Annotated in this window: 20 protein-coding genes; 15 read left to right on the forward strand and 5 right to left on the reverse strand. The window is 68.9% G+C overall.

What is annotated here, in order from left to right; translation table 11 throughout:
* The first annotated feature begins 29 nt into the window (after positions 1–29).
* The 4 genes from ACGF7Y_RS19895 to ACGF7Y_RS19910 all read left to right on the forward strand — a co-directional run bounded on the left by ACGF7Y_RS19895 (position 30) and on the right by ACGF7Y_RS19910 (position 7,650).
* Complete coding sequence (locus ACGF7Y_RS19895) at positions 30–296, forward strand: acyl carrier protein (RefSeq protein WP_393235791.1); 267 nt, start codon at positions 30–32, stop codon at positions 294–296.
* The gene (locus ACGF7Y_RS19900; RefSeq protein ID WP_393235793.1) at positions 293–4,591 is read left to right on the forward strand and encodes a type I polyketide synthase; all 4,299 of its coding nucleotides are present in this window, start codon (positions 293–295) and stop codon (positions 4,589–4,591) included. The genes ACGF7Y_RS19895 and ACGF7Y_RS19900 overlap by 4 nt, the downstream gene beginning before the upstream one ends.
* Before the next feature lie 415 nt (positions 4,592–5,006).
* The gene (locus ACGF7Y_RS19905) at positions 5,007–6,614 is read left to right on the forward strand and encodes a carboxylesterase/lipase family protein (protein WP_393235795.1); all 1,608 of its coding nucleotides are present in this window, start codon (positions 5,007–5,009) and stop codon (positions 6,612–6,614) included.
* A 349-nt stretch (positions 6,615–6,963) separates the two neighbouring features.
* Entirely contained in the window at positions 6,964–7,650 is a 687-nt protein-coding gene (locus ACGF7Y_RS19910; RefSeq protein WP_393235797.1) for a PAS and ANTAR domain-containing protein, read from the forward strand.
* A 13-nt stretch (positions 7,651–7,663) separates the two neighbouring features.
* On the opposite strand, the gene ACGF7Y_RS19915 is transcribed toward ACGF7Y_RS19910, so the two are convergent.
* Entirely contained in the window at positions 7,664–8,740 is a 1,077-nt protein-coding gene (locus ACGF7Y_RS19915; protein ID WP_393235799.1) for a hypothetical protein, read from the reverse strand.
* Between the two features lie 817 nt (positions 8,741–9,557).
* Between ACGF7Y_RS19915 and ACGF7Y_RS19920 the strand changes: the two genes are divergently transcribed.
* Both ACGF7Y_RS19920 and ACGF7Y_RS19925 read left to right on the forward strand, forming a co-directional pair.
* Positions 9,558–9,716: a hypothetical protein gene (locus ACGF7Y_RS19920; protein ID WP_157106603.1), complete on the forward strand. Its 159-nt coding sequence runs from the start codon at positions 9,558–9,560 to the stop codon at positions 9,714–9,716.
* A 515-nt stretch (positions 9,717–10,231) separates the two neighbouring features.
* The gene (locus ACGF7Y_RS19925) at positions 10,232–12,952 is read left to right on the forward strand and encodes a hypothetical protein (RefSeq protein WP_393235801.1); all 2,721 of its coding nucleotides are present in this window, start codon (positions 10,232–10,234) and stop codon (positions 12,950–12,952) included.
* Here the strand turns inward: ACGF7Y_RS19925 and ACGF7Y_RS19930 are convergent.
* Positions 12,931–14,406, reverse strand: a complete 1,476-nt coding sequence (locus ACGF7Y_RS19930) for an MFS transporter (protein ID WP_393235803.1) — start codon at positions 14,404–14,406, stop codon at positions 12,931–12,933. The two genes, ACGF7Y_RS19925 and ACGF7Y_RS19930, sit on opposite strands and share 22 nt — an antisense overlap.
* A 111-nt stretch (positions 14,407–14,517) precedes the next feature.
* Between ACGF7Y_RS19930 and ACGF7Y_RS19935 the strand changes: the two genes are divergently transcribed.
* Positions 14,518–15,174, forward strand: coding sequence for a hypothetical protein (locus ACGF7Y_RS19935; RefSeq protein WP_393235805.1), 657 nt, complete (start codon positions 14,518–14,520; stop codon positions 15,172–15,174).
* Between the two features lie 5 nt (positions 15,175–15,179).
* Here ACGF7Y_RS19935 and ACGF7Y_RS19940 read toward each other — a convergent pair whose 3' ends face one another.
* Entirely contained in the window at positions 15,180–16,058 is an 879-nt protein-coding gene (locus ACGF7Y_RS19940; RefSeq protein WP_393235807.1) for a LysR substrate-binding domain-containing protein, read from the reverse strand.
* A gap of 71 nt (positions 16,059–16,129) precedes the next feature.
* On the opposite strand from ACGF7Y_RS19940, the gene dapA reads away from it, so the two are divergent.
* Positions 16,130–17,059 carry a 4-hydroxy-tetrahydrodipicolinate synthase gene (dapA, locus tag ACGF7Y_RS19945; RefSeq protein WP_393235809.1) on the forward strand — a complete coding sequence of 310 codons (930 nt, stop codon included), beginning with the start codon at positions 16,130–16,132 and terminating at the stop codon, positions 17,057–17,059.
* A 3-nt stretch (positions 17,060–17,062) separates the two neighbouring features.
* Positions 17,063–18,601, forward strand: a complete 1,539-nt coding sequence (locus ACGF7Y_RS19950; protein ID WP_393235811.1) for a DHA2 family efflux MFS transporter permease subunit — start codon at positions 17,063–17,065, stop codon at positions 18,599–18,601.
* 214 nt (positions 18,602–18,815) lie between these two features.
* Here ACGF7Y_RS19950 and ACGF7Y_RS19955 read toward each other — a convergent pair whose 3' ends face one another.
* On the reverse strand, positions 18,816–19,370 hold the full coding sequence (locus ACGF7Y_RS19955) for a TetR/AcrR family transcriptional regulator (protein ID WP_062973436.1): 555 nt from the start codon (positions 19,368–19,370) through the stop codon (positions 18,816–18,818).
* Positions 19,371–19,454: 84 nt separating this feature from the next.
* On the opposite strand from ACGF7Y_RS19955, the gene ACGF7Y_RS19960 reads away from it, so the two are divergent.
* Positions 19,455–20,171 (forward strand): SDR family NAD(P)-dependent oxidoreductase, encoded by a 717-nt coding sequence (locus ACGF7Y_RS19960; protein WP_393235813.1) that lies wholly within the window; start codon positions 19,455–19,457, stop codon positions 20,169–20,171.
* A 9-nt stretch (positions 20,172–20,180) separates the two neighbouring features.
* Here ACGF7Y_RS19960 and ACGF7Y_RS19965 read toward each other — a convergent pair whose 3' ends face one another.
* Positions 20,181–20,612: an SRPBCC family protein gene (locus ACGF7Y_RS19965; protein WP_393235815.1), complete on the reverse strand. Its 432-nt coding sequence runs from the start codon at positions 20,610–20,612 to the stop codon at positions 20,181–20,183.
* Positions 20,613–21,176: 564 nt separating this feature from the next.
* Between ACGF7Y_RS19965 and ACGF7Y_RS19970 the strand changes: the two genes are divergently transcribed.
* From ACGF7Y_RS19970 to ACGF7Y_RS19990, 5 genes are all read left to right on the forward strand, one after another.
* Positions 21,177–22,547, forward strand: coding sequence for a sensor histidine kinase (locus tag ACGF7Y_RS19970; protein WP_357039499.1), 1,371 nt, complete (start codon positions 21,177–21,179; stop codon positions 22,545–22,547).
* On the forward strand, positions 22,547–22,972 hold the full coding sequence (locus tag ACGF7Y_RS19975) for a roadblock/LC7 domain-containing protein (RefSeq protein WP_357039496.1): 426 nt from the start codon (positions 22,547–22,549) through the stop codon (positions 22,970–22,972). Before ACGF7Y_RS19970 ends, ACGF7Y_RS19975 begins: the two co-directional genes overlap by 1 nt.
* A 73-nt stretch (positions 22,973–23,045) precedes the next feature.
* Positions 23,046–23,396, forward strand: a complete 351-nt coding sequence (locus ACGF7Y_RS19980; RefSeq protein ID WP_039805398.1) for a DUF742 domain-containing protein — start codon at positions 23,046–23,048, stop codon at positions 23,394–23,396.
* Positions 23,371–23,976 (forward strand): ATP/GTP-binding protein, encoded by a 606-nt coding sequence (locus ACGF7Y_RS19985; protein ID WP_040866287.1) that lies wholly within the window; start codon positions 23,371–23,373, stop codon positions 23,974–23,976. The genes ACGF7Y_RS19980 and ACGF7Y_RS19985 overlap by 26 nt, the downstream gene beginning before the upstream one ends.
* Positions 23,973–25,244, forward strand: a complete 1,272-nt coding sequence (locus ACGF7Y_RS19990) for a cytochrome P450 (RefSeq protein ID WP_393235818.1) — start codon at positions 23,973–23,975, stop codon at positions 25,242–25,244. The genes ACGF7Y_RS19985 and ACGF7Y_RS19990 overlap by 4 nt, the downstream gene beginning before the upstream one ends.
* Positions 25,245–25,246: the final 2 nt, after the last annotated feature.

The following is a 25,246-nucleotide window of genomic DNA, read 5'->3' on the forward strand; positions in this document are numbered from 1 at the left end:
CGATCGAAAAACCGCCGAGGAGCCGAAACATGTTCACCAGCACCATCACTCGTCCGACCACCATCCAGGATTGGCTCGTGGAGCGCGTGGCGGACTACACCGAACGCAAGCCACACGAGGTGGATCCCGTCGTCCCGCTCGCCGAGCTGGGCATGGACTCCGTCTCGGCGGTGAGCCTGTGCGGTGAGATCGAGGACCGCTGGTCACTCGAGGTGGACCCGGTGCTGGTCTTCGAGTACCCCACCATCGCCGACATCGCCGCTTACCTGGCCGCCGAATTCACCCTCGCCGCATGACCGATATCGCCATCGTCGGCCTCGATTGCCGATTTCCCCAAGCACCCGATCCGGCCGCGCTGTGGCGGCTGCTGATCGAGGGACGCGACGCGATCTCCGAGGTGCCGTCGAGCCGCTGGAACGCCGCCGACTTCCACGACCCGGCCGGTGCGCCCGGCACGATCAACACCCGCAGCGGCGGCTTCCTGGACGACGCGGATGCGTTCGACGCCGACTTCTTCGGCATCGCCCCGCGCGAAGCCGAGGCGATGGATCCACAACAGCGGTTGCTGCTGCAAGCCACCTGGCGGGCCTTCGAAGACGCCACCCTCGACCCGCGCGGCGAGGCCGGTTCGCGGACCGGCGTCTTCGTCGGGGTGATGGCCAACGAATGGGCCAACTTGCAGATGAGCGACTACGCCGCGATCACGCCGCAGCACGGCTCCGGCAACGGGTACTTCATGACCGCGAACCGGCTGTCCTACCAGTTCGACCTGAAAGGACCGAGTGTCGCGGTCGACACGGCCTGCTCGTCGTCGCTGGTCGCGGTGCACCTCGCCTGCGGCGCGCTGGCTTCCGGCGAATGCGATCAGGCGGTCGCCGGTGGCGTCAACCTGGTGCTCACGCCCGCCGTCGGGGTGTTCTACACCCAGGCCGGTCTCTCCGCGCCGGACGCTCGGTGCAAGCCGTTCAGCGCCGACGCCGACGGCATCGTGCGCGGCGAGGGCGTCGCGGTACTGGTGCTGCGCCGGCTCGCCGACGCCCAGGCGGCGGGTCTGCCGATCTACGCGGTGATCAAGGGCAGCGCCGTCAATTCCGACGGGCGCAGCAACGGCATCACGGCGCCGAACCGATGGGCGCAGCAGCAGGTGATCGGCGCGGCGTGCGAGCGTGCGGGCGTACGGCCCGAGCAGGTGGATTTTCTCGAGGCGCACGGCACCGGAACTGTGCTCGGCGACATGATCGAGGTCAAAGCGCTGGGCCAACTGCACGGGCGAAACAGGCTTCGCCCCTGCGGGATCGGGTCGATCAAGGGCAATCTCGGCCACACCGAGGGTGCCGCGGGCGTTGCGGGCTTGATCAAGGCCGCCCTCAGCTTGCGGCACGGCGTGGTTCCGCCGTCACGGTTCGCCGACCAGGAGAACCCGCGGCTGCGGATGTCGCAGCAGGGTCTGCGTCTGCTCACCGACCCGATGCCGCTGGAGGGCCCCGGCTACGGCGGAGTCAGCAGTTTCGGCATCGGCGGCACGAACGCCCATGTCGTGCTGGGCAGCGCACCTGCGGCCGAAACGTCGACGGCGTCCGGCGGGGGAGTGCTCACCGTGTCGGCGAACGACGCGGAAGGGTTGCGGCGCAACGCCCGTCGGCTCGCCGATGCCTTGGCTTCCAGCCCGCCGGATCATTTCGCGCAAATGTGCTGGACGAGCAACCAGGTCAAGTCGTCCGGTCGTGCCCGGCTCGCGATCGCCGCGGCGGATCGCGACACCGCGATCGCGCGGCTGCGCGAGGGGGCGGATACCGGGGTGGTGCGACCGCTGAGCGTCGGCTGGATGTTCACCGGGCAGGGTTCGCAATTCCCCGGAATGGCTCGCACGCTGGACGCGGCCAGTCCGCTGTTCCGGCGCGCCTTGGCGGCGGTCGACCAGGTCATGGCCGCCCATCTCGGTCGCTCGGTGCGCGAGCTGATGCTCGACGAGCACACCGCGATCGACCGCACCGATCTGGCGCAACCGGCGATCTTCGCGATGGAGTACGCCTTGGCGAAGTCGCTCGCCGACCTCGGTGTCCGTCCGGCCTGGGTGATCGGGCACAGCATCGGCGAGTTCGCGGCCGCCGCGGTGGCGGGAGTGTTCGATCTGGACGACGCGTGCCGTCTCGTCGTGGCACGCGGCGAGCTGATGCAGCGGTTGCCCGCGGGGGGAGCGATGCTCGCCGTGCGAGCGGACGCGGCCGACGTCGCGGACCTGCTCGCCGACCGGACGGAGATCGCGATCGCCGCCGTCAACGGACCGAAGGAGATCGTGCTGTCCGGCGCCGCCGCGGCGATCACCCGGACACATGAGGCGCTCGCGGCGCGCGGGGTGGGCGCGAAGGCGCTCACCGTGTCCCACGCCTTCCACAGTCCGCTGATGGAACCCATGCTGGAGGGGTTCGCGTCCGTCGCCCGCGAATGCACCTACCGGACACCGGCTCTGCCGCTGTACTCGACCGTGCGCGGTCGCCTGCTCGACGCGACCGAGACGATGGACGCCACGTACTGGACCGAGCACGTCCGCGCCACCGTCCGCTTCGGCGAGGCCATCGAGGCCGCCCTCGGCACCGAACCGAGTCATGTCGTCGAGCTCGGGCCGCGCCGCGTCCTCGCCGCGCAGGCCGGCCGGACCCGCCCGGACCTGGCGGCGCGCTGCCTGACGCCCAGCCCGGGGCCCGGCGCGACCGGGGGCGAACTGGCCGGCACCGTCGCCGCGCTGTATCGCGACGGATTCGATCCCGACTGGGATCGGCTCTACGAACCCGCGCAGCGCGTCCGCCGTCGGCTGCCCGGTTATGAGTTCTGCACCGACCAGCGGTTCTGGCTCGAACCCCGCGCCACCCCCACGCCTTCCGCACCAGCCGAGGAAACCTCCATGGACCAGTTGATCGCCCTCTTCCGTGAACAGAACGCCGTGCTGGCGAGTCTCGCGGGCGTTCCGTCCGCCGGGCGCGCTCCGCAACAGGCGGGCGCCGCGGCGGCGGTCCCGCAGACGGTCACGCCGCAACCGATCGCGACGCAGACGACCACGGACCTGCCGATCGCCCCGGAAGCCGTCGCCGGTGTCGTACGCGCGGAGTTCGCCAGGGTGAGCGGTTTCCCGGCCGATCGGCTCCGCGATGCCCAAACTATCGGCGACGACTTGGGATTCGACTCGCTCATGCTCACCGACCTGATCGCCGCGCTCGTGCGCAAGCTGCCCGGAGCGACCATCGACCCGAGCCGGTTCACCCCCGCCACGACGATCGGTGATGTGATCGCTCAGGTCTCGAATCAGGGGGGCGCGCCCGTCTCGCGGCAAGCCGCCGTACCCATGATGGCCGAGGCGCCCGAACCCCGGCGCGCGGTCATCGAGCCGGAGTACCGGATCTCGGATTTCGCTGAGGTGAAGGCGATTTCCGACCGGGTATCCGGTCTCGAAGCGCTCGGGTTGTCCAATCCCTATTTCTTGATCAACGACGGTGTCACGCGGGACACCTCCGTCATCGACGGTGCGCCGGTGATCAACTTCTCCAGCTACAACTACCTTGGGCTGTCCGGTCATCCGGCGGTCGTCGCCGCCGTGCAGGACGCGGTGGCCCGCTACGGCAGCTCCTGCTCGGCCAGCCGGATCCTGTCCGGTGAGAAGCCGGTGCACCGCGAACTCGAGGCCGAACTCGCTGCCCTGCTCGGCACCGAGGACGCCATCGCGCTGGTGGGCGGCCACTCCACGAACGTCACGATCATCGGACACCTGGTCGGACCGGAGGACCTGGTGATCCACGACAGTCTCGCCCACGACAGCATCATGCAGGGCTGCAAGCTGTCGGGCGCGACCCGCCGTCCGTTCCCGCACAACGACCACGCCGCACTCGACGCGCTGCTCACCGAGATCCGCCACCAGTACCGGCGGGTGCTGATCCTGATCGAGGGCGTCTACAGTCAGGACGGCGACATCCCGGACCTGCCCGCGATCATCGCGGTGAAGAAGAAGCACAAGGCGCTGTTGATGATCGACGAGGCGCACAGCGTCGGGGTGCTCGGCGCGGGCGGCGGTGGGATCGGCGAATACTTCGGCGTGGATCGCGCAGATGTCGAGCTGTGGTCCGGGACGACATCGAAGGCGCTCGCCGGGTGCGGCGGGTACGTCGCGGGCAGCGCGGAGCTGATCCGCTTCCTGAAGTACACGACGCCCGGATTCGTCTACAGCGTCGGCATGACGCCGATGAACGCGGCCGCCTCGGCCGCGGCGATCCGGCAGTTGCGGTCCGAGACCGAACCGCTGGAACGGCTACGTCGCAACTCCCGGCTGTTCCTGCGACTGGCCCGGGAAGCGGGGATCGACACCGGCGACAGCCACGACACTCCGATCGTCCCGTGCATCGTCGGCGACTCGCCGAAGACGCTGAGACTGTCGAACGCATTGCTGCGCCGCGGCATCAATGTCAACCCGATCCTGTACCCGGCGGTGCCGGAGAATCTGGCGCGCCTGCGGTTCTTCGTCACCGCCTGCCATACCGAAGATCAGATCCGCGAGACGATCAAGATCCTCGCCGAAGAAATGACCTTGCTCGCCGAGAGCTGACGCGCGGCTCGGTTGTCGCCGGTCGAACCGAAACAGGCCGGTGGTGACCAGCGCGTGGCCTTCGCAGCGGTTGCGTCGTGTACCGCCACGCGCACCGGACCGCTGTAGCATCAGCCCGAGGTGCCATCGCCGCGGGTCGCAGCGACGACTTGGCGGGGCCGGGCGGACGATGAGGGCCGAGCACGGTGTCCGCTGCCGCGGGTGGGGGTCCGAACGTCGTCGACGGGGTGCCGCGGGCGTGTGATCTGCCGGATGAAGGTTCCAGCGGCGTTTCGGCTCCAGCCGCGTGCGGCCGGTCGGCTCCCGATCCGATCGTGCACCGTGCCGTCGAGCCGATCGATGCCGGCTACCGCGGTGGACGAGGCCGCCTGCCTCGCCGCCGACCGTAGCGACGCATCGGAGGTAGTGGACGGCCATGATTCGCTCGATCGTGCGAACCGCGCTCGCTCTGACGGTCGCCGCCGGTGTGTGCTTCGCGGGTACTCCGCCACCCCCGGCGGCCTCCGCGCCGCTCGGCGTCCTCGTGACCGGTGGTGAGGTCTCCGGCCACGCCGCCGACGGAGTCGTCGAATACCTGGGCATCCCGTTCGCCGCGCCCACCGGGGGCGAAGCGCGGTTCGGGCCGCCGCGCCCCGTTCCGCCGTGGCCCGGTGTGCGCCCCGCGCGCGAGCACGGGCCGCAGTGCGCGCAGAACGGCTACTTGCCCGGCGTGCCGCCGATCGGCCAGATCAGCGAAGATTGCCTGACCATCGACGTATACGCGCCGGACCGCGCCCGCGATCGCCCGCTGCCCGTCATGGTGTTCTTCTACGGTGGCGGCTATATCAACGGCTCCAACAGCGAATACGACGGGCCCACCCGGATGGTCGCCGACGGCGACGTCATCGTGGCCGTTCCCAATTACCGCCTCGGGCCGTTCGGCTTCATGTCGCTGCCCGAACTGACCGCCGAATCCGGCGGCGCCACCGGAACGGTCGGCATCCAGGACCAGCAGGCCGCTCTGCGGTGGGTGCGCGACAACGCCCCCGCCTTCGGTGGCGATCCGGGCAATGTCACGATTTTCGGTGAGTCGGCAGGCGGCGTGAGTGTCTGCACCCACTTCGCCGCACCCGGCTCCGAGGTCCTGTTCGCCAAAGCGATCATCCAGAGCGGAGCCTGCGCACAAGCGCCCCTGGCCCCCGTCGATCCCGGCGACGCCTTCGCGCGCTCGCAGCGCTACGCGGAACGCGTCGGATGCGGGGATCCCGCGACCCGGCTGGCCTGCCTGCGCGCACTGCCCGTAGCGGCACTCCTCGACGCGCCGGACGTCGAAGCCGACGGGCAGACTCCCGTGTGGGTGCCAAGCATCGACGGCGTCGTCATCACTCGGACACTCGACGCGGCCTTGGTGGGGGACGCGAGGAAGACGCCGCTCATCGTCGGGTCCACCAGCGCGGAAGGCGCGCTGAGCGTCGCCGAAACCGACTACGCGCGCGGGCACGTCCCGGACGCGGCGAGCTATGAACGGTACGTGCGCGAATCCTTCGGCGCCGACGCCGAGCGAGTCCTGACCCGCTATCCGCTCGACCGATACCCCTCACCGGCGGCCGCCCAGATCGCGGTGATCACCGACAGCCGGTTCGCCTGTCCCGCGCTGTTCACCAGCCGAACCGCGCGCGAAGCCGGACATCCACTGTGGCAGTACGAAGTCGATCAGGCGCCGCTCGGTGCCGACAATCCTGTTCTGCCCGGGGCCTTTCACTCCTCCGAGCTGTTCTATCTGTTCACCAGATTCATGGGCGTGCCGATTCCCTGGACGGGTGCGTCCGCCGCTTTCGCCGCGCGAATGCAACGCTGGTGGACCACCTTCGCCCACACCGGTGACCCGAACGATCCGGGTCCACCCGAATGGCCTGCCTGGCCGGAGTCGACCGGGCACAGCTCCGATGGACCTGCTCTGATCATGCGGGCGACCGGCAGCGTCGTGACGGAGGATTTCGCCGCCACGCACGACTGTGCGTTCTGGGCGGAACGCGACCGCTGAACCTGTCGTACGCGTGTCGCTGTTGAGCAGGCCCGGCACTCGACGAAGTGAGAACTCGTCCGTTGCTCGATTCGCCGATCCGACGGCCCGGTACGCGCAGGGCGCTGCCGGCCGTCCGTAGGCAGCGAAGCGCTCTCCGATGGGCCCCGCTCTCGAGCGAAGTGACCCTGCGCTTCGGTGCATGACCGCCGGGCTCGCCCGTCGCGCGGTGGCGGCCCATGCGTGGCCGGGAACCCGGCGCCCCGGGATTAGGATGATGATGGTCACCGCGAGGGGTGCGCGGTCGGGACGTCTGCTTCGATCCGCAGGATCCACGGTGAAACACCGCAGGTAGGAGCATACTGACGCGATGAACGAATCGGGCGACCGAATCGTGGACACGGCCGAGGGAGCGGTAGCCCGGGTGGTCGGCGCAGGCACACCGCAGACCACGGGGAGCTTCCGATTCTGGTTCGCCGATCAGCGGTGGGAGTGGTCGGACGAGGTCGCCGCGGTGCACGGTTACCCGCCCGATTCGGTGACGCCGACGACCGAGTTGCTGCTCGCGCACAAGCACCCCGAGGACCGCGATCATGTCGCGGAGGCGATCGAGAAGTCGGTCCGCAACGCCGAACCGTTCTGCAGCCGCCACCGCATCATCGACACCGCCGGAGCGCTGCACCACGTCCTCGTGCTGGGCGACACCATGACCGACAAGGACGGCACCGTCGTCGGCACCGCGGGCTACTACGTCGACCTGACCACCACCATCGCCGAGGAACGCCAGGATCTGCTCGACGGCACGCTGCCGAAACTGTTCCGGGCGCGCGCGCTGATCGAGCAGGCCAAAGGCGTGCTGATGCGGGTCTACCGGATCAACGCCGAGCAGGCGTTCCACGTCTTGCAGTGGCGTTCGCAGGAGACCAACGTCAAGCTACGTGATCTTGCCGCCCAGCTCGTCACCGAGATCGACCACCTGCCCCCGGCTCCCCCCGCGGTGCAGACCGCCTTCGACCACATGCTGCTCACACTGCACGAGCGCATCCCGAAATCGTGAACTCCGCCGCGTCCTAGCGCCCCCGGAGCAGGGCACCGGCTCCATCGCGCAGCGCGGCCACGGAGTCGACCAGGACGATCTGGGCGCCGGTCGCCAACGCGGCCACCGGAAGGGCTTCGTCGGCGCGGCGCATCTCACCGGCCGCGGCGTTCGCCGCCGGGCCGAGCAACGGGTTCGGAGCGGTCCCGGCCAGCACCAAGCGATCGCCCAGCGCCGAACGGTCGAGCAGCAGGCGCTCCACGGTAGCGGCGCGCAACGCCGCTGTGGTCGCGGCCAGCCCGGCCACCGCCAGGCCGTCCGGACGGTCGATCTCGGCGGTGAAGCGGTCGAGCACCCGACGGTGGCGCAGCGCCGCCACCCGGTGCAGGATCTCGCGGACTTCCGCGTCGAGCGCCTTCGGATCCGACCCCGGCATCAGCGTGCCCGCTTCGGCCTCGACCACATCCCGGCCCTTCGCGTCGAACACCGCCCGCAGCTCCGTCCTGGCCCGGGCCTCTCCGGCGAGCACGACGACTTCCGCGTGCACGGTTTCGGCCAGCCGGTCCAGTTCCCCGGCGAACTCGCGGATGTCGCGTCGCGTGGTGTTCTCGACCCGCTCCCGGATCGTGCGATGCGTCCAGTCCTCACGCCGGATCTCCGGCGCCGGATGGCCGACGTCGCGGAGGGTCTCCTCCGCTTCGCCGCCGTGGCCGTCGAGTGCGTAGAGTTCCGAACTCACTCGGTCTACGAACGCCACGACGTGCGGTATCTTCTCGGCCTGCACTTCGATCAGCGGCAGCAGGTAGGGCAGGGGCGACACCCGAACGATCCGGGCGTGCGGCGGGCTCGGCAAGCGTTCGTCGGCGAGCACCTCGGTCTCGTCGGCGATGAGCATCCTGCCGCAGCGCCCGCGCGGCGGGGGATGCAATTCGATCGCCTGGGCAAGCAGCCGCCGGATCCGCGGGCGGGCGCCGCTGCGGTCCAATTCGGCGTCGATCGAGCGCCAGCGCGACTCGGTGCCACGCGCCGCGTCTTCGGTGTCGAATGAGCTATCGAAACAGACCGAGGCGAAGGGGCCGTGTTTTCGAATTATCCGGCGGAGATCGGCCATCGGTATCACCTGGTTTCCCTGGCTGTGGACGCCTGCACCGAGACGGGCGGCGAGAATCGGGCATCCACCCGGTCGGAGGGCGTCGGTGCCCGGGTGACCTCGTCGTGTGTGCCCACAGCTTCGGTTCGGCGAACCATAGTCGGCGGGTACCCGGGTGCCTCGGGCCGAATCAGCCACCACAGACCCTTGCGCGGCCCCTTCCCCGCATCGGCCACACTCATTGCGCGCGAGGGATTTCCGCCCTTTCCGCCGTTGACGGGCTCGGGCCTCGCCGATCCGCGCCTGATCGGCGCCGTTGTCGATGGTCACCGCACGATATCGACCTCCCCGGCCCGTTCGGAATCGCGCAGCGAGCGTAGTCGCGCGTTACGCGATGTCGACGAGAGCGATCCGCCGATCCGAGCCGCCCGCAGGTGCGGGGCGCCGCCACACCGGCACCCGCGGGCACGCGTGCACAGCCACGGCCGTCGGTGAGCGGGATAGGTGATTTTTCGCTCGCTGTCCTTTTTCGGTTTCGTGTAAGAAAGCCGGTCGAACGCATGTTTTCACTGATCAGCGGGTTGAATTGTAACCAAGCGACCGCTTGGTGTCCGAATCGTGAACCGTAAAGATCGGTTTGTTTCAGGTGTGCTGTGGTAAATGTTGGAGGTATCGGTTCGACAGCGCGGTCGTTCCGATAAATGGGGCGAGGAACCCGCGCTGCTCGATGTTCAGCCGATTCGACGCGCTCTGGCGCGAAACCACCGGCGCGCACGAACACGAGGGCTCTCCGCAAGTACGTGTGCGGCAACGTGCACCAGCGCAGAGGAACGTCATCGTGATCGAGAAACCCGAAGCGCCCGTCGCGGACGACGAAGAACGAGATCGGATCGTATGGCCCGACCCCAGCCCACTGAGCGGCTGGTGGGCCGAAGTCATGGCTCATCGCCGGATCACCCGGCCCCACACCTCCACCGCCGACCCGCGGCACAACTGACCGGACCGACGGGGTCGCCCGGCCCTCCGTGACGTGCGGACGGCCGGACCCCGACGATCCCGTAGGCGACGCCGCCGTCGGCAAGCGAGCCGTAATTGCGGGCTGTACGCCGCTTTACGGCGCCTTCGTTCGAATCGCGCCTGTGGAAAGTGTTTTCCCGGCGCGGTGAACGTGTCGGCGGTGTAAATAGCTTGTTGCGGCGGGTGACTCGCGCGCCGCGAAAATTCGCCGAGTTTTTGCGCGACAAGCGCTTCGAACCGCGCGAAATCGAAGGTTCGACCCGAGTTCCGCTGTACCGCCGGATGGAACTCCTCGCCCCGACCTGATCGCCCGCGAATTCCGGGCCGCTTCGGCGTGTCTGCCGCATGGTCGCGTCCCTCCCCGCTGCCGGTTCGCGCGAAGACTCTCTGACTGCCAACGGGTTTGGCGTCTGCTTCAATGGGTGGTCACATTCGGCGGGAGGACACGGGGGCGTGATGTCCGGCACCAGAGCTGTCTCCTTTCGGGGAGTCGATGTGCTCGAAGATCTGCTGCGTTCGTTGGTACGGCGGCCGCCGCGCGGCGAGCGGATGCTGCCGACAGTGGGTCTGTGCGGCGATCTCACCAATGTCGAAGCATGCCTGGACATGTTCGACGCGGCGCTCGGCGGCGCGGTGCACGTGGCCGCGAACGTCGACGCTCTCGACCCCTTGCCCGACGGCAGCTCCCTGGTCGAGGACACCACGCCGGGGCTGACCGCACTGCGCCGACTGCTCTACAACCTCTGCAAGGGTTTGTCGGCGGACCGCTTCGGGCGCTTGCGCCCGTTGCCGTTCCGGCGCTATCGGTTGGCCGAGTGGTTGATGGCTCGCAAGCTGAGTTCCGACAACGAACTGGACGAGCTGGCGACATTGCTGCGCAGGGACTTCGGCCGGTGGGGCGAGGAATTGCTCGGTGAAGCCGAGGCCACGGTGGGCCCGGTGCAGCGAATCGTGCTGGGGCTGTTGCGCATCGTGCTGCCCACGGCCGTGTTCCGGGCGCGCACCGGCGGCAGGATCCCCGGTGTGGGGCGGGAGTTCCGGTGGTTCATGCGCCAGCAATACCTGGCCCCGGAACAGTCCAGCCAGTTCGTCGGATTCGCGCACCGCCTCACCGAGGGCGCCAGGCGCCACGAACACGCCGAGCATCTGGCCAAGCTGCTGGTGCACGCCTTCCTCGAAGACCTGCGCATCGCCTACCGCCGGCGCTGGTGGAGTCTCGGCGCGGCACGGCGCACCACCTATCCGGTCGCGATCCTGCGCGCGCTCGACGGCGAAGCCGGTCCCCGGCTGCTCGACCTGATCAACGACGTGCGCAACGAGACAGGCAAGGACGATCCGCTGCTGGTGGTGGCGGGCACCCGGACGCCACCACCGGGCGTCACCGCGCGCCCGGTGTACCGGGTGCGGCGGCTGTACGAGATCTGGGTGGAGGAGTTGCCCGTCGAGCGGCAGCGGCAGCGCCCCCGGGCCTGGCAGCTGTGGTTCGACGTGCCCGCGACCGGCCCGAACGACGACGAGCCCGACCCGTTCCGGCGCATCCAGCCCCCCGATCCGCCGTGGTGGGCGCGGCGGGCGGTGTCGGCGACCGCGATGTTCCTGGTGGTGGTGCTGGCGATGGCGGCGGCCGGATTCGCGACATGGCGACCGTGGCGCGCGGTCGCGCCCGCGTGCGCGCCCGTCGCGGCCGACCGGTGGGTACGCGTCGTTCCCGGCACGGACGGCAGTTGCGTCGGTTTCAGCGCCTACGATCCGGATGATCCCGCGGTAGGCGGACGGGGCTTCCTGTTCGCGAGCGACGAGCCCGGCAGCGGCCGTCTGGTGGAGGTGCAGCGGCGGGTGTACAAGCAGAATCTGCTGGCCGAGCAGCTGGCCAGGGAGCAGCCGGCGCGGCCGCTGTTCACCCTGGTGTACTTCGGCCAGCTCGCCGGCGTTCCGGGCGATTACCCGGCGCAGAGCGAGGACATCGAGGGCTTGGCGCTGGCGCAGTACGGCGCGCTGGAATCGGTCGCCTCGTCCGACGCCCTCACGCCCGACACCGTCCCGCTGATCCGGCTGCTGCTGGCGAACACCGGTCCGGCCAATCTGCAGGGTCCGCAGGTCGTCGATCTGCTGAGGCCGCTGATCCGCGCCGAGCCGGGCATCGTCGGGGCGATCGGACTCGATCAGAGCCGGACGGCGACGCTGAGCATGATCAATTCGCTCACCGGTCTCGGCATTCCGATGGTGGCGCCCAGTCTGTCGGCCGACGAGATGGTGCTGTCCTCGCCGCTGTACTTCCAGATCGCCCCGCCCAACCATGCGATCGCCGACATGATCGAGCAGTACCTGAATTCGCTTCCAGGGGCGGCCGGGCGCGGCGTACGGATCTTCCACCGGCCCGACCCGACCGATCTCTACACCACGAACATGGCCGCCGACCTGCACATTCTCGCCAGGGGTGGGCGAGCGATCTGGGATGGCTCCTGGGACGTGCGCGAGGCATTCACCGGGGCGGACAACACCGACGCGTGTGACGAGGTGCTGTTCTTCGCGGGCCGGGATTCGGAATTCCCCGACTTCCTGCAGAGCCTCAACCGAGCATGTGGCGACCAGCGGGTGCTGTTGATCGCGGACGATTCGGTCAACCGGTTCATGGCCAGCGCGGACCGGCGCAGGGCGGCCAACAGCGCGCGCCCGCTGGTCTACGTGGCCAAAGCGAGCCTGGTGACCTGCCGGAACAGAGGCCAGGGCCGACGCAGCCGGGTCGAGTTCTACCATCTCGCCACCACCGTGGATCCGGACATCCCGAGCTGGAACGCGTGCGCCGAAGCCGACAAACCGCTCGGCGAGCGCGTCCAGTTGCATCCGCTGGGGGAGCGGGTCGCACTGACCTACGACGCGGTCGGATTGTTCGTGCGCGCCGTGCAGTCGCTGGCCCCGGCCGTCTCGGGCGTGTGGACCGAGCCGATCCCGATCAGCGCGGCCGCGGTATGGGCCGCGCTGCGCGACCTACCGCGGCATCCGGCCATCGAATCCAGCAGCGGCGTGCTGGACTTCTCGGTCAGCCAGGGCGCCCACGCGGGGCGGGTGGCGCACGACAAGTGGGTCGGCATGCTCAGTGTGGAGCAGATCTGGGATCCGTCGAGCACCGCCGAGCCCGTGATGATCTACGGCTGTGGCCGGGCCACCGCCGACGACACCGCGCAGTGCCGTCCCTACCCGCTCGGCGGCGGCTGACCGGCCTCGACACTGCTCGGCTCCGAAGTCGCGCTGAGGGGCTCGGCCAACTCCTCCAGCGAACGGCCCTCGGCCCGCACGCCGTAGGCCAGTTCGACCAACCCGGCCGCGAACATGGCGAGCGCGCCGATGACGAACGCCAAGGCGGTCTTCCCTGGCTCGCCATCCGCGGTCAGTTCGGCGAACACCAACGGCCCCGCGACGCCGCCCGCGACGGTTCCGATCGCGTAGAAGAAGGCGATGGCCATGGCGCGGGTCTCCATCGGGAAGATCTCGCTGACCGTCAGGTAGGCGGCGCTGGCGCCGCACGACGCGACGAACAGCACGGCGGTCCAGCAGGCGGTGAGGGTCGTCGCGGTCAGCTGCCCGCCCGCGAAAAGCCATGCGGTGCCGAGCAACAGCACGGCCGAACCGAGATAGCTGCCCGCGATCATCGGCTTGCGCCCGACCGTGTCGAACAGCTTGCCCAGCAACAGCGGGCCGAGGAAGTTGCCGAAGCAGAGGACCGCGAAGTAGTAGCCGACCCGGTCGACGGGGATATCGAAGGATTTGGACAAGATGAGCGCGTAGTTGAACGTGATGGCGTTATAGAGGAATGCCTGCCCGATGAACAGCGACAAACCGAGCACGCCGCGCCGTGGATAGCGCCGCACGATCACCTCGGCGAGCTCGCGGAAGGAGACGGTCCGCCGCTGCCGGATCCGGATTCGCTGATCGGAGACGTCCGACAGCGCGGCGCCCGCGTCCGCTCGGACGCGCTCCTCGATCGCGGTGACGGTGCGTTCCGCGTCGTCTTCGTGACCGTGGATGAACTGCCAGCGCGGACTCTCCGGGACATGCCTGCGCACCAGCAGGATGACCAGTCCGAACACGGCACCGAGCGCGAAGGTCAAGCGCCAGCCGACATCCGAGGCGAAGAGGTCGGTGTCGAGCGCGACGACGGACAGCAGCGCACCGCCGACGGCGCCGAGCCAGTAGGTGCCGTTGATGACGATGTCGATGCGCCCGCGGTACTGCTTCGGAATCAGCTCGTCGATGGCGGAATTGATGGCCGCGTATTCGCCGCCGATGCCGAATCCGGTGAGGAACCGGAAGAAGACGAACCACCACATCGAGAACGACAGTGCCGTCATCGCGGTCGCGAACAGGTACACCGCCAGGGTGACCAAGAAGAGCTTCTTCCGGCCGAATCTGTCGGTCAGCCAACCGAAGAAGAGCGCGCCGGAGCCCGCGCCCGCGACGTACATCGCCGCGGCGAGACCGGAAACCTGTGCCGCCGTGATGTTCAGGCCACTGCCCGGTTCCGACAGCCGGGCGGCCACGCTGCCGACGACGGTCACTTCGAGCCCGTCGAGGATCCAGACGGAGCCGAGCCCGATCACGATCATCCAGTGCCACCGCGACCAAGGCAGACGATCCAGCCTGGCCGGGATGTCGGTCGATATGGTCCGCACGGATCACCCCTTCGGAAGACTGACGGTCGGATACCCCGAGCCGCCCCGGCCAACCGTGCCGTGGGCTAGGCTCGGATCCCGAGTGAAACGTGTTCTAGAAAGTGGTCCGCGATGAAGACGATCTACGCGCTGTGGGGCGTGCACGACCTGCTCGCGGCGGATCCGGCGCCGCGACGGGCGGGGGCCGCGGCGGTGCAGGCGAACATCGCGGACGCGGCGGTCGAGGCGGCGATGTTGCGCATCACGACCTTCGACGCGCCGGTGCAGGCCGTCGTCAGCGTCTGGTGGGACGGGACGCCGCGCCCGGACGCGGCGGAACGAGCGCTGCGCGGCGTGGCCGAGCGGGTGGCGGGCTGGCACGTCGAGGAGGCGACTCCGATTCCGCCGCCGGTCACCGCCGTGGGCGAGCGGGCGCCGGGCCTGTCGAACATCGCCTTCCTGCGCAAACCGGACGACCTCTCGCAGGCGGACTGGCTGGACCGCTGGCGCAACCATCACACCGCGATCGCCATCGAGACCCAGGCGACGTTCGGCTACGTGCAGAACGTCGTGACCGGTCCCGCCACGGCCGGTGCGCCGGACATCGCCGGAATCGTGGAGGAGCTGTTCCCGATCGAGGCGCTCACCGATCCGCACGCGTTCTACGGCAGCGGCGGCGACGCGGCGGAGCTGGCACGCCGCATCGAGCGGCTGGTGACCAGCGTCGCGACCTTCGGCGGCGACCGCAACCTGGATGTCGTACCCACCAGCCGGTATCGGCTGCGCTGAGCGGTTCAGCGGCCGGGGGAACGTTCTGCCGATTCCCGCAATGCGACTCGGGCGGCGCGCACGGCGGGATGGTCGCCCGCACCGCGCCGATAGGCGAGGCGGGTTCGCCGTCGCGTCGGCAGCGCGCCGAGCGTGACGCCCGGAGGACAATCCCGCGTCCCGAATTCCGGGACGAGGGCGACTCCTTGACCGGCGGCGACGAGTGCGAGGACCGTGCCGAAGTCGTCGGCGTGATGCCGGATCCGGGGCGTGAAGCCCGCCGCCTCGCACGCGCGCACGGTCATCGTGTGGCACAGCGTGCCGGGTGTGCTCGCGATCCAGGCACTTTCGCGGTGCGCGGCGAGTGGTTCGGCCGATCGCGCCGCGAGATAGACGATCTCCTCGAGCAGCGGCTCGCTGTGCAATGCGGGATCGGCGGGGACCGGCACGTAGTCGTACTCCTGGATCAGCGCGACATCGAGGGTCTCGGCGCGCAGTGCGTCGGGCGCCAGCGCCGGATCCAGCTCGGTCACACGCAGTTCCAGCCGGGGGTGCGCACTGCTCAGTGCGACGAGTGCGGGGGAGAGGATGGTCCGCACCGCGGTGGGGAACGCTCCGATGCGCAGCGTTCCGGTGAGTTCGGCGCGGGTCGTGGCCAGCTCGGCGCCGGCCTGTTCGAGCACCGCGAGAATCCGCTCGGTGTGCTGGACCAGCGCTACGGCCGCCGGGGTCAGCGTCACCCGCCGGCCGGTTCGCGTCAGCAGCGCCACACCCGCCTCCCGTTCCAGGGCGGCGAGCTGCTGCGAGACCGCCGACGGCGTGTAGGCGAGGGCTTCCGCGACCGCGGCGATGGTCTCGCGATGCGACAGTTCCCGCAGCAGCCGCAGTTTCCGGACATCGAGCATAAGTCGAGCTTATGGTCTGCGACAGAAACGTGAACTGGATCTGATGGTTCGGCGCGGTCAGGCTGGACATCATGACACTCGCAGGTCTTCTCGTCCCCTTGGTCACGCCGTTCACGGACGACGGCGGGCTCGCCGCAGGCGCGCTGGAGCGGCTCGCGCACGAGGTGCTCGACGACGGAGCGGCCGGCATCGTCGCGCTCGGCACCACCGGGGAGCCCGCGACGCTGACGGCGCGGGAGCGGGCGCGAGTGGTCGACGTGTGCGCGGGCGTCTGCCGGGAACGCGACGCGCCGTTGCTGGTCGGCGTGGGATCGAACTCGACGGCGGCTTCCGTCGAGGCACTCGCCGGTCTCGATCCGGGCAGCACCGCGGCGCTCACCGTGGTCCCGTACTACACGCGACCGTCCGAGGCGGGTGTGCTCGCGCACTTCCGGGAGCTCGCCGCGGCGTCCCCGGTGCCGCTGGTCGTCTACCACATCCCGTATCGGACCGGGCTTTCCCTCGGCACCGACACCTTGCTCGCGCTCGCGGATATTCCCGAGGTCATCGGCCTGAAGCATGCGGTCGGCGCCATCGATGAGGCAACCATCGCGCTGATGAGCGCGCGACCCGACGATTTCGCCGTGCTGGCGGGCGACGATCTGTTCGCCGCGCCGCTGCTGGCTCTCGGCGCCTCCGGTGCGATCGCGGCCACGGCCGCCGTGCACACCTCGTCGTTCGCGGCCCTGGTCGCCGCGTGGCGCACCGGTCCGGTCGACCTGGCGCGGTCGCTCGGTCACCGGCTGGCGGTACTGTCGGCGGCGCTGTTCGCCGAACCCAATCCCGTGGTGATCAAAGCCGTGCTCGCGGCGCAGGGCCGCATACCGAGCGCGGCGGTACGGCTGCCGTTGCTGCCCGCGAGCGAGGCCGCGACCCGGGCCGCCTTGTCCGCGCTCGCGAAATTCCCGACATCAGGAACGGGCGATGGACTGGTATTGCGGCCGCGAAGGTGCCACGCTTAAGCGGTGACACAACCTCCGGATACCCAGGCGGCTGGGCCCGACCCGTCGGCCGACAAACTGGACGCGGCCGTCTTCAAGGTCGCGGGCGTGGTCGTGCTCGGCGCGATCATGTCGATTCTCGACATCACCGTCGTCAGCGTCGCGATCCCGACCTTCCAGCGCGAGTTCGACACGAGTTACGCCATCGCGGCGTGGACGATGACCGGCTACACGCTCGCGCTGGCCACCGTGATCCCGCTGACCGGGTGGGCGGCCGACCGCTTCGGCACCAAGCGGCTGTACATCATGGCTCTCACCTTCTTCGTGCTCGGCTCACTGCTGTGCAGCACGGCGTGGAACATCGAATCGCTGATCGCCTTCCGCGTGATCCAGGGCTTGGGCGGCGGCATGCTGATGCCGCTGGGCATGACGATCATGACCCATGCCGCCGGTCCGCAGCGGGTCGGCAGGGTGATGGCGGTGCTCGGCGTGCCGATGCTGCTCGGCCCGATCGGCGGCCCGATCCTGGGCGGCTGGCTGATCGAGAACTTCAGCTGGCACTGGATCTTCTTGATCAATTTGCCGATCGGCGTGGTCGCCCTGGCGCTCGCGATCATCTTGCTGCCCGGCGACAAGCCGGAGCCGTCGGAGTCGTTCGACTTCATCGGCATGCTGCTGGCCTCGCCCGGCCTCGCGCTGTTCCTGTTCGGCGTCTCCTCGATCCCGGGGGAGGGGACCGTGCTGGCGGCAAAGGTGCTGATTCCGGCCGCCGTGGGCGCGCTGCTGATGGCCGCGTTCGTGTTCCACGCGTTGCGCACCGAGCACCCGCTGATCGATCTGCACCTGTTCCGCAACCGGTCGCTGACCTTCGCGGTGCTCACGATGGTGCTGTTCGCCATCGCGTTCTTCGGAGCGGGCCTGCTGCTGCCGACCTACCTGCAACAGGTGCGCGGCGAGTCGGCGCTGCAAGCCGGTCTGCTGATCGCGCCACAGGGCATCGGCGCGATGCTCAGCATGCCGATCGCGGGCCGTTTCGTGGACAAGATCGGCCCGGGCAAGATCGTGCTCGTCGGTATCGCGCTGATCTCGATCGGGACGGCGTACTTCATCCAGCTCGACGCCGACAGCTCGTACCTCCCCATGATCGGCGCCCTGGTCGTGATGGGCCTCGGCATGGGCTGCACCATGATGCCGATCATGACCGCGGCGATCCAGACCCTGACCCACCAGCAGGTGGCTCGCGGGTCGACGCTGATGAACATCGTCAACCAGACCGCCGGTTCGATCGGCACGGCGACGATGTCGGTGGTGCTGACCAACCTGCTGAACAACCAGCCGCTCGCGCGTCCGGCGATCGCGTCGAACTTCGATCCCGGCCTGGCGAGCCAGCTTCCGCCGGGGGCCGTCGAGACCGGTCTACAGCAGGCCGCGGAAGCGTTCAGCCACACCTATGTGGTGGCGCTGGTGCTGATCGTGCTCACCTTGATCCCGGCATCCTTCCTGCCACGCACGAAGCCGAAGAACCCGGAGGCGGTCGACGCCGCCACGGTGGTACACGCCTAGGTGTACGCGTCCCGAGATCGCCTGTCCGTCAGGCGATCTCGGGACAATGTCGGCCAGTTTTCGCCCGATCGCCCCGTGCATCCACGCCGGGGACGCGTTTGGAGCAGCCGGTCGGGTCCGGTCCAGGACGATCCGGACGACCGGGGCCCGCCACCTGATGGGCGAGGCGAATCCCGTCCGCTGCCGCTGCGTGCGGCACCTGTGCGCGTTCCGCTCACCGACGGCTTCGAAGGCCGTCGAACACGATCTCCGCGGCACGCCGCCACGACGGCGAGCCGGTGGTCTCCCCGAGCAGCGACAGCGCCCACACCAAGTTGACGACGTCCTCGTCCGTCGCGTCGGCGCGCAGCGCACCGTCTTCCCGGACGCGCGCGAGAACGGCGGACAGCTGCGACATTCCGCGGTGGCAGGCTTCCGCCAGCCGAGCCGCCGCCGGATGATCCCCGGTGAACGCCTCGAGCAACCCGCGATCGGCGGTCAGCCGGATGAGCAGGTCTTCCACGAATCCGGTGAACGCCGTCCACGCGTCCGGCTCGGCCGCGGCGCGGGCGGCGATCTCGTCCACGGCCGCCAGGCGTGGGGGCAGGAGGGCGTCGATCAACGTGTCGCGGGTCGGGAAATGGTTGTACAGCGTTCCGATGCTGACGCCCGCCCGCCGCGCGATCTCCTCCAGAGAGCCCTCGAGGCCCTGCTCGGTGAACACATCGGCCGCGTGCCGCAGCAATTTCTCGCGATTGCGGGCGGCGTCCCGGCGCAGCGGTTTGGTCACGCGGCCATTCTACAAAACTGAGGGAAGCCTCGATTTCATGCTACGGTGATAAATCGAGGGGGTCCTCAGATTCAAGGAGAGTGTATGGCCGAGCAAGCAACCGCAGTGATCGTCGGCGTCGGGCCCGGCCTCGGGATGTCGATGGCCCGCCGTTTCGGTCGGGAAGGATTTCGTGTCGCGCTGGTCTCGCGCAGCGACGCGAGGCACGCGGCATACCTGGCCGACCTGGCGGCGCGCGGTATCGACGCCACCGCCCACGTCGCGGACGTCACCGATCGCCCGCGGCTCGGTGCGGTACTCCACGACATCCGCCGCGACGGCCCGATCGGAATGGTCTATTACGGGCCGGGGCCGACGCAGCAGCCGGTGCCGATCACCGATATCGACGCCGAGACGGCGCGATCGGCCTTCGAGTGGGTATGGCCGGCGGTGGACGTGGTGAGCGATGTGCTGCCCGGCATGCTCGACCGCGGCGACGGTGCGTTGCTCTTCGCCGGTGGCCTTTCCAGCGTCCGCCCCATGCCCATGCTCGGTCACACCGCCCTCGCGACCGCCGCGCTGCGCAACTACGCGCTCACCCTCAACGCGGCCCTGGCCGGGCGCAACCTCTACGCGGGCACCCTCACCATCGGCGGTCTCGTGGAGCGCGGGGACATCCACGCCATGGTCACCGCCGACCCCGCGCGCTTCGGCAGCGCGGAAGGCCACACCCTCGATCCGGACGACTTGGCCGAGACCGCGTGGAACATGTATCGCACCCGCGACCGGGCCGAGGAGATCTTCGACGCCCTCGGCGGATGACGCTGTGGCTCAGCCGTAGAGCGCGATGAAGCGGTCCAGGGAGCGCTCGATATCGCCCTTGACCGCGCGGGCCACACCGGATCCGATCGGACCGAACAGCGGCGCGCCGCCGAGTTCGATGTCGACGGTGACCTCCGAACCGGAGCCTTTCGGCGCGACGAGCAGCTGCAGGCCCAGTTTGGTGCCGCCCTTCCCCGTGCCGGTCAGTTGCAGGCGGCGCGGGGGCTCGGCGGCGCGCACCGTCCAGGTGACCCGGTTGCGCAGGCCTTTCACCGAGGCGATGCCGACCAGTTGGGTGCCGACGGTCAACTCGGCGGGAACCTCACCGCGCCATGCTTCGTGCATGGTCAGCCATTTGTCGAGTTCGGCGAGGTTGGAGGTGTGCGTCCAGGCCTCCTCGGGCGAGATCGGGACGTCGACCGAGACCTTCAGCTTTGCCATGGGCGCATGGTATCCGGCCGGTGGCCCACCCGGTCGAATTCGAACACCCGCCAATACGTTTGTGGACAGGCCGGTGAACACCCATTCCGCCTGCTGAGTTCCAGCGTCCGGCCGCACCGGCCGCTGCGCCTCCGGTGCCGTTTCCGGTGCTCATCCCGGGTGCGGGCCCGTACGCAGGGCGAACGTCCGCGGGTTGCACCGCAGCCCAACATTATTGCGCAGCTATGTCGCGATCCCCGGCAGGTATCGTCCCAGCTCCGGGAAAACGGAAAGTGTCGATGGGATCGGCAGAGACTTCGTTGGAATGCTGCTAATGTGCGTTTGGTCGGGTTCTGGTTACCGTTCGGATACGATCCGGGCGGTCGGCGATTGACGTGTAATCGCCTGTCCTGCGGGCACTGTGCGGTAGGCACTCTCGGTGAGTGCCGGTGCCGTCGCGGGGTTCCGGTACTCCGACGCGGACCCCACCGACCGGTCCGTTCATGGTCGGCAGGCGAGGGAAGGCGAGCGAAGCAGGATGGCAGTGGGCCGATTCCTCGAGACCAGTCAACGACGAAAGAACTGATGAATCAAGATATCGCCGTGGTGCTTTCATGGATCCTCGCCGCCGCTTTGGTGATCGCCGTAGCGGGGGCGTTGTACGCAGTGCAGTATGCCAGGGCTCAACGGGCCAAGCTCGAGGCTGTGAGCAGGGAACAGCGCGCGACGGAGGACACGCTCGAGCGGTTCGCCGCCACCACGCTGCCCGCGGTGGCCGAATCGATCCGCCGGTTCGAGTCGCAGGTGCCCCCGGTCGAAGTCCAGGCGGGCATGGAGAATTCACGGCTCGCGCAGATCCTGCGGTGGATCTCCGAGCGGTACGCCGACGATCTGAGCCTGATGCGCTCGGAGACCAGGGACCTGACCAACAACGAGGCGCAGCAGGCGATCAAGGCCGCCGAGGAGTCCGCGCGCACCGAGGTCGCCTCGGCGTCGCGCCAGGCGACCAGCGCCGCGGTGCGCTCGTTCGGTACCTCCGTGGTCAGCCTCGGCGCGGATGTCAGCCAGGTGGTGAGCGCCGCGCTGCGTGAGCATCGCGACGACGCGGTGTACGAAACCCTCACCCGCATCGACCACACCGTGCAGCAGATGATCCGTCAGGCGCAGTCCTATGTGATCGTCTGCGGTGGTCTGCCCGGCCGTCGCTGGCCCGCGCAGACGCTGACCGACGTGGTCGGCGGCGCCATCGGCCGCGTCCGCGAATACCTGCGGGTGCGGCCCAACCAGCTCGATCGCGTCGTGATCAGCCGCGCGGTGGAACCGCTCGTGCACACGCTGGCGACCCTGCTGGACAACGCGTTGCGGTACTCCCCGCCGACTTCCTACGTGGACGTCAACTTCCAGGAGGGCCATCACGGCGTCACCGTCATCATCGATGACGCGGGCGTGCGGATGAACGCCGAGCAGATGGAAGAGGCCCGCCAGGTGCTCGCGCACGAGCGGCCCGTCGACATCCACCAGCTCGGCCCCTCGCCGAAGGTCGGCTTCCCGGGTATCGCCGCGCTGGCCCGTCGCTACGGTTTCACCGTCTACATCGACGGCCCGAACGTCTACGGCGGCATGCGCGCGATGGTCTACATCCCGGAGTCGCTGCTGGTCACCCCGCAGAACGTCCAGGAGGTCGCGCCCGTGGCCGAGGCCAAACCGGAGCCGGTGACGGTTCCCGCGCAGGACGCGCCGAGCGAGCAGCCCGGCGAGGACGAGCACTCGCTGACGGTGAGTGAGATCACCAGCGGTGGGTTACCCAAGCGACGACGCAGGACGGTCGCGCTCGCCCCGGTCGGGCCGCGCACCGAACCGGGCCTCGCTCGCCCCGAGGTCGCAGCAGCTTGGCATACCGGCTCCAAGAGCGGCCGCGCCGCCGCATCTGATGACACGGAAGGGATGACATCCTGATGGCCACACCCGTGACCGACAGCAGCAACAAACTGGGCTGGCTACTCGAAGATCTCAGCATCACGGGTGTGCGGTTCGCGGTGTTGCTGTCCGACGACGGCCTGCGGATCGCGCACTCCACGGGGATCGCGCGCGACGAGGCGGAGCGCTTCGCCGCGGCGGCCTCCGGCCTGCGCTCGCTCGGCAAGGCGCTCGGCGAGTTCTGTGGCGATTCCGCGAATGGCGTCCGGCAGAACATGACCGAGTACGACCAGGGGATGATCCTCATCACCGCGGCGGGCGAGGGCGCGTTACTCGGCGTCGCGACCACCAACGAGATCGACGTGGGCCTCGTCGCCCACCGGATGAACGAGCTGGCCGGTCGGGTCGGACGCGAGCTCGGCAGCCAGCCGCGTAGGCGCGTAGACGGCAGCGAAATGCCATGATCGAGCGCAGCGAGCGAGTCAAAGGTACTGCGCCGCTGCGCATCACGGAGCCGAGCGAAAGCGAGGCGACGTCATGAGCAAGCCGCGGCGCGATCCGGACCTGGTCCGGGCCTATGTGCGCACCGGAGGGCGTACGCGTCCCACTCGCGAGCTGGACCTGGTTACTTTGGTCCTGACCGCCAAAGATCCACTCCCCGGCGCGTCGCCCGATGCGCGCCGGGTCATGGCCCTGTGCAGCCGTCGCGGCGCGCTGTCGATCGCCGAGATCGCGGCGTATCTCGACCTCCCGCCGTCCGTCGTGAAGATCGTCGCGTCCGATCTCATGGACGGCGGGCACCTGGTCACTCCCACCCCGGCCGAGTCCCTGCCGGAGATCGCTCTGCTGGAGGAGGTACTCAATGGGCTCCGTGCTCTCGCCGTCTGATCGCGCCGTCGACTACGTGCCGGAGACCGTGACCCGCTCGGTGAAACTGCTGGTGGCCGGCAATTTCGGCGTCGGCAAGACCACGTTCGTGAGCAGCGTCTCGGAGATCAAGCCGCTGCGCACCGAGGAGACCATCACCGAAGCCAGCGTCGGGGTGGACGACATGGCCGGACTGCCCGGCAAATCGCAGACCACGGTCGCGATGGACTTCGGCCGCATCACCCTCAGTCCCAAACTCGCGCTCTACCTGTTCGGTACTCCGGGCCAGCAGCGTTTCGTCCCCTTGTGGGAGGAGCTGGCCCGCGGTGCCCTCGGCGCGCTCGTGCTGGTGGACACCCGCCGCATCGAGAAGTCCGACGAGGTCCTCTCGGTGCTCGAGGAACGAGGCGTTCCCTATTCCGTGGCGGTGAATCAGTTCGAAGGCGCGCGGCCCTATCCGTTGGAAGAGGTGCGCGATGCCCTCGACCTGGAACCCGGCACACCGCTGACGTTACTGGACGCGCGTGATCGAGGCACGTGCCTGCGTTCACTGATCACGCTTGTCGAATTCTTGTTCCACCGTTTGGAGTCTCGCATTTGACCACGCCACAGTCCTCGACCTTCCCCGCACACCTAGCCACCGGCGCCTGCCCGGTCGCGCACGGATCGCCGATCGACAGCGACGGTCCCAGGATTCCGCTCTACGCGGAGGAATTCGCGGCCGACCCGCACGGGATCTACCGGGAGATGCGCAGGCGCCACGGATCGCTGGTCCCGATCGAGCTGTCGCCCGGTGTGCCCGCCACGCTGGTGATCGGCTATCAGGAAGCCGTGCGGATCCTCAACGATCCCGAGCACTTTCCCGCCGATCCCCGCATGTGGCAGAAGAACATCCCCGAGGACTCGCCCATCCGTCCGATGATGGAGTGGTACCCCAACGCGCTGCGCAACAGCGGCGCCGCGCATGCCCGCTACCGGGGCGCCTACACCACGAGCATCGATGCCATCGACCTGCACGAGGTGCACTCGATGGTCGAGCGCATCGCGATTCCGCTGATCAACACCTTCTGCGAGGTCGGATCCGCCGATCTGGTGACGCAGTACGCGTTCCCGCTCGTCTTCGAAGTGTTGAACCGGATCGTCGGCTGCTCGACGGAACTGGGTCAGCGGGTCGCCACCGGCATGGCGATGCTCTTCGACACCGTCGAGGCGGCCAAGGGCATGCAGATGCTCTCCGAGGCATTGATGGAGTTGATCCACCAGCGCCGCGCGGAGCCGGGCGACGACGTCACGTCCCGGCTGGCGCATCACCCGGCCAATCTGAACGACGAGGAGATGCTCTCCAACCTGATCAGTCTCTACGGCGCCGGCATCGAGCCGCAGCAGAACCTGATCACCAACACCCTGCTGCTGATGCTCACCGACGACCGCTTCGGCGGCGACGTCCTCGGCGGCAGCCTGTCGACGCGCGACGCGCTGGACGAGGTGTTGTTCAACGACCCGCCGATGGCGAACTTCTGCATCACCTATCCGCGCCAGCCCATTCTGATCGACAACACCTGGTTGCCCGCGCATCAGCCCGTCATGGTCAGCCTGGCCGCCTGCAACAACGACCCGGCGATCCGCGGAGGTGAAACCGCGGGCAACCGGTCGCATCTCGCGTGGGCTGTCGGACCGCATGCCTGCCCGGCGAAGTCGGTGGCGTCCGTGGTCGTCCAAGAAGCCATCGACCAGCTCCTCGACGCGCTTCCCGAAATGCGGTTGGCCGTGCCCGCGGATCAAGTGGTCTGGCGGCCCGGCCCGTTCCACCGGGCGTTGGCGGCTTTGCCGGTCGTCTTCCCGAAGTCCCCTCCCTTGAACATGGCGTAAGG

The organism is Nocardia sp. NPDC047654 (assembly GCF_043205035.1).
Taxonomy (GTDB): domain Bacteria; phylum Actinomycetota; class Actinomycetes; order Mycobacteriales; family Mycobacteriaceae; genus Nocardia.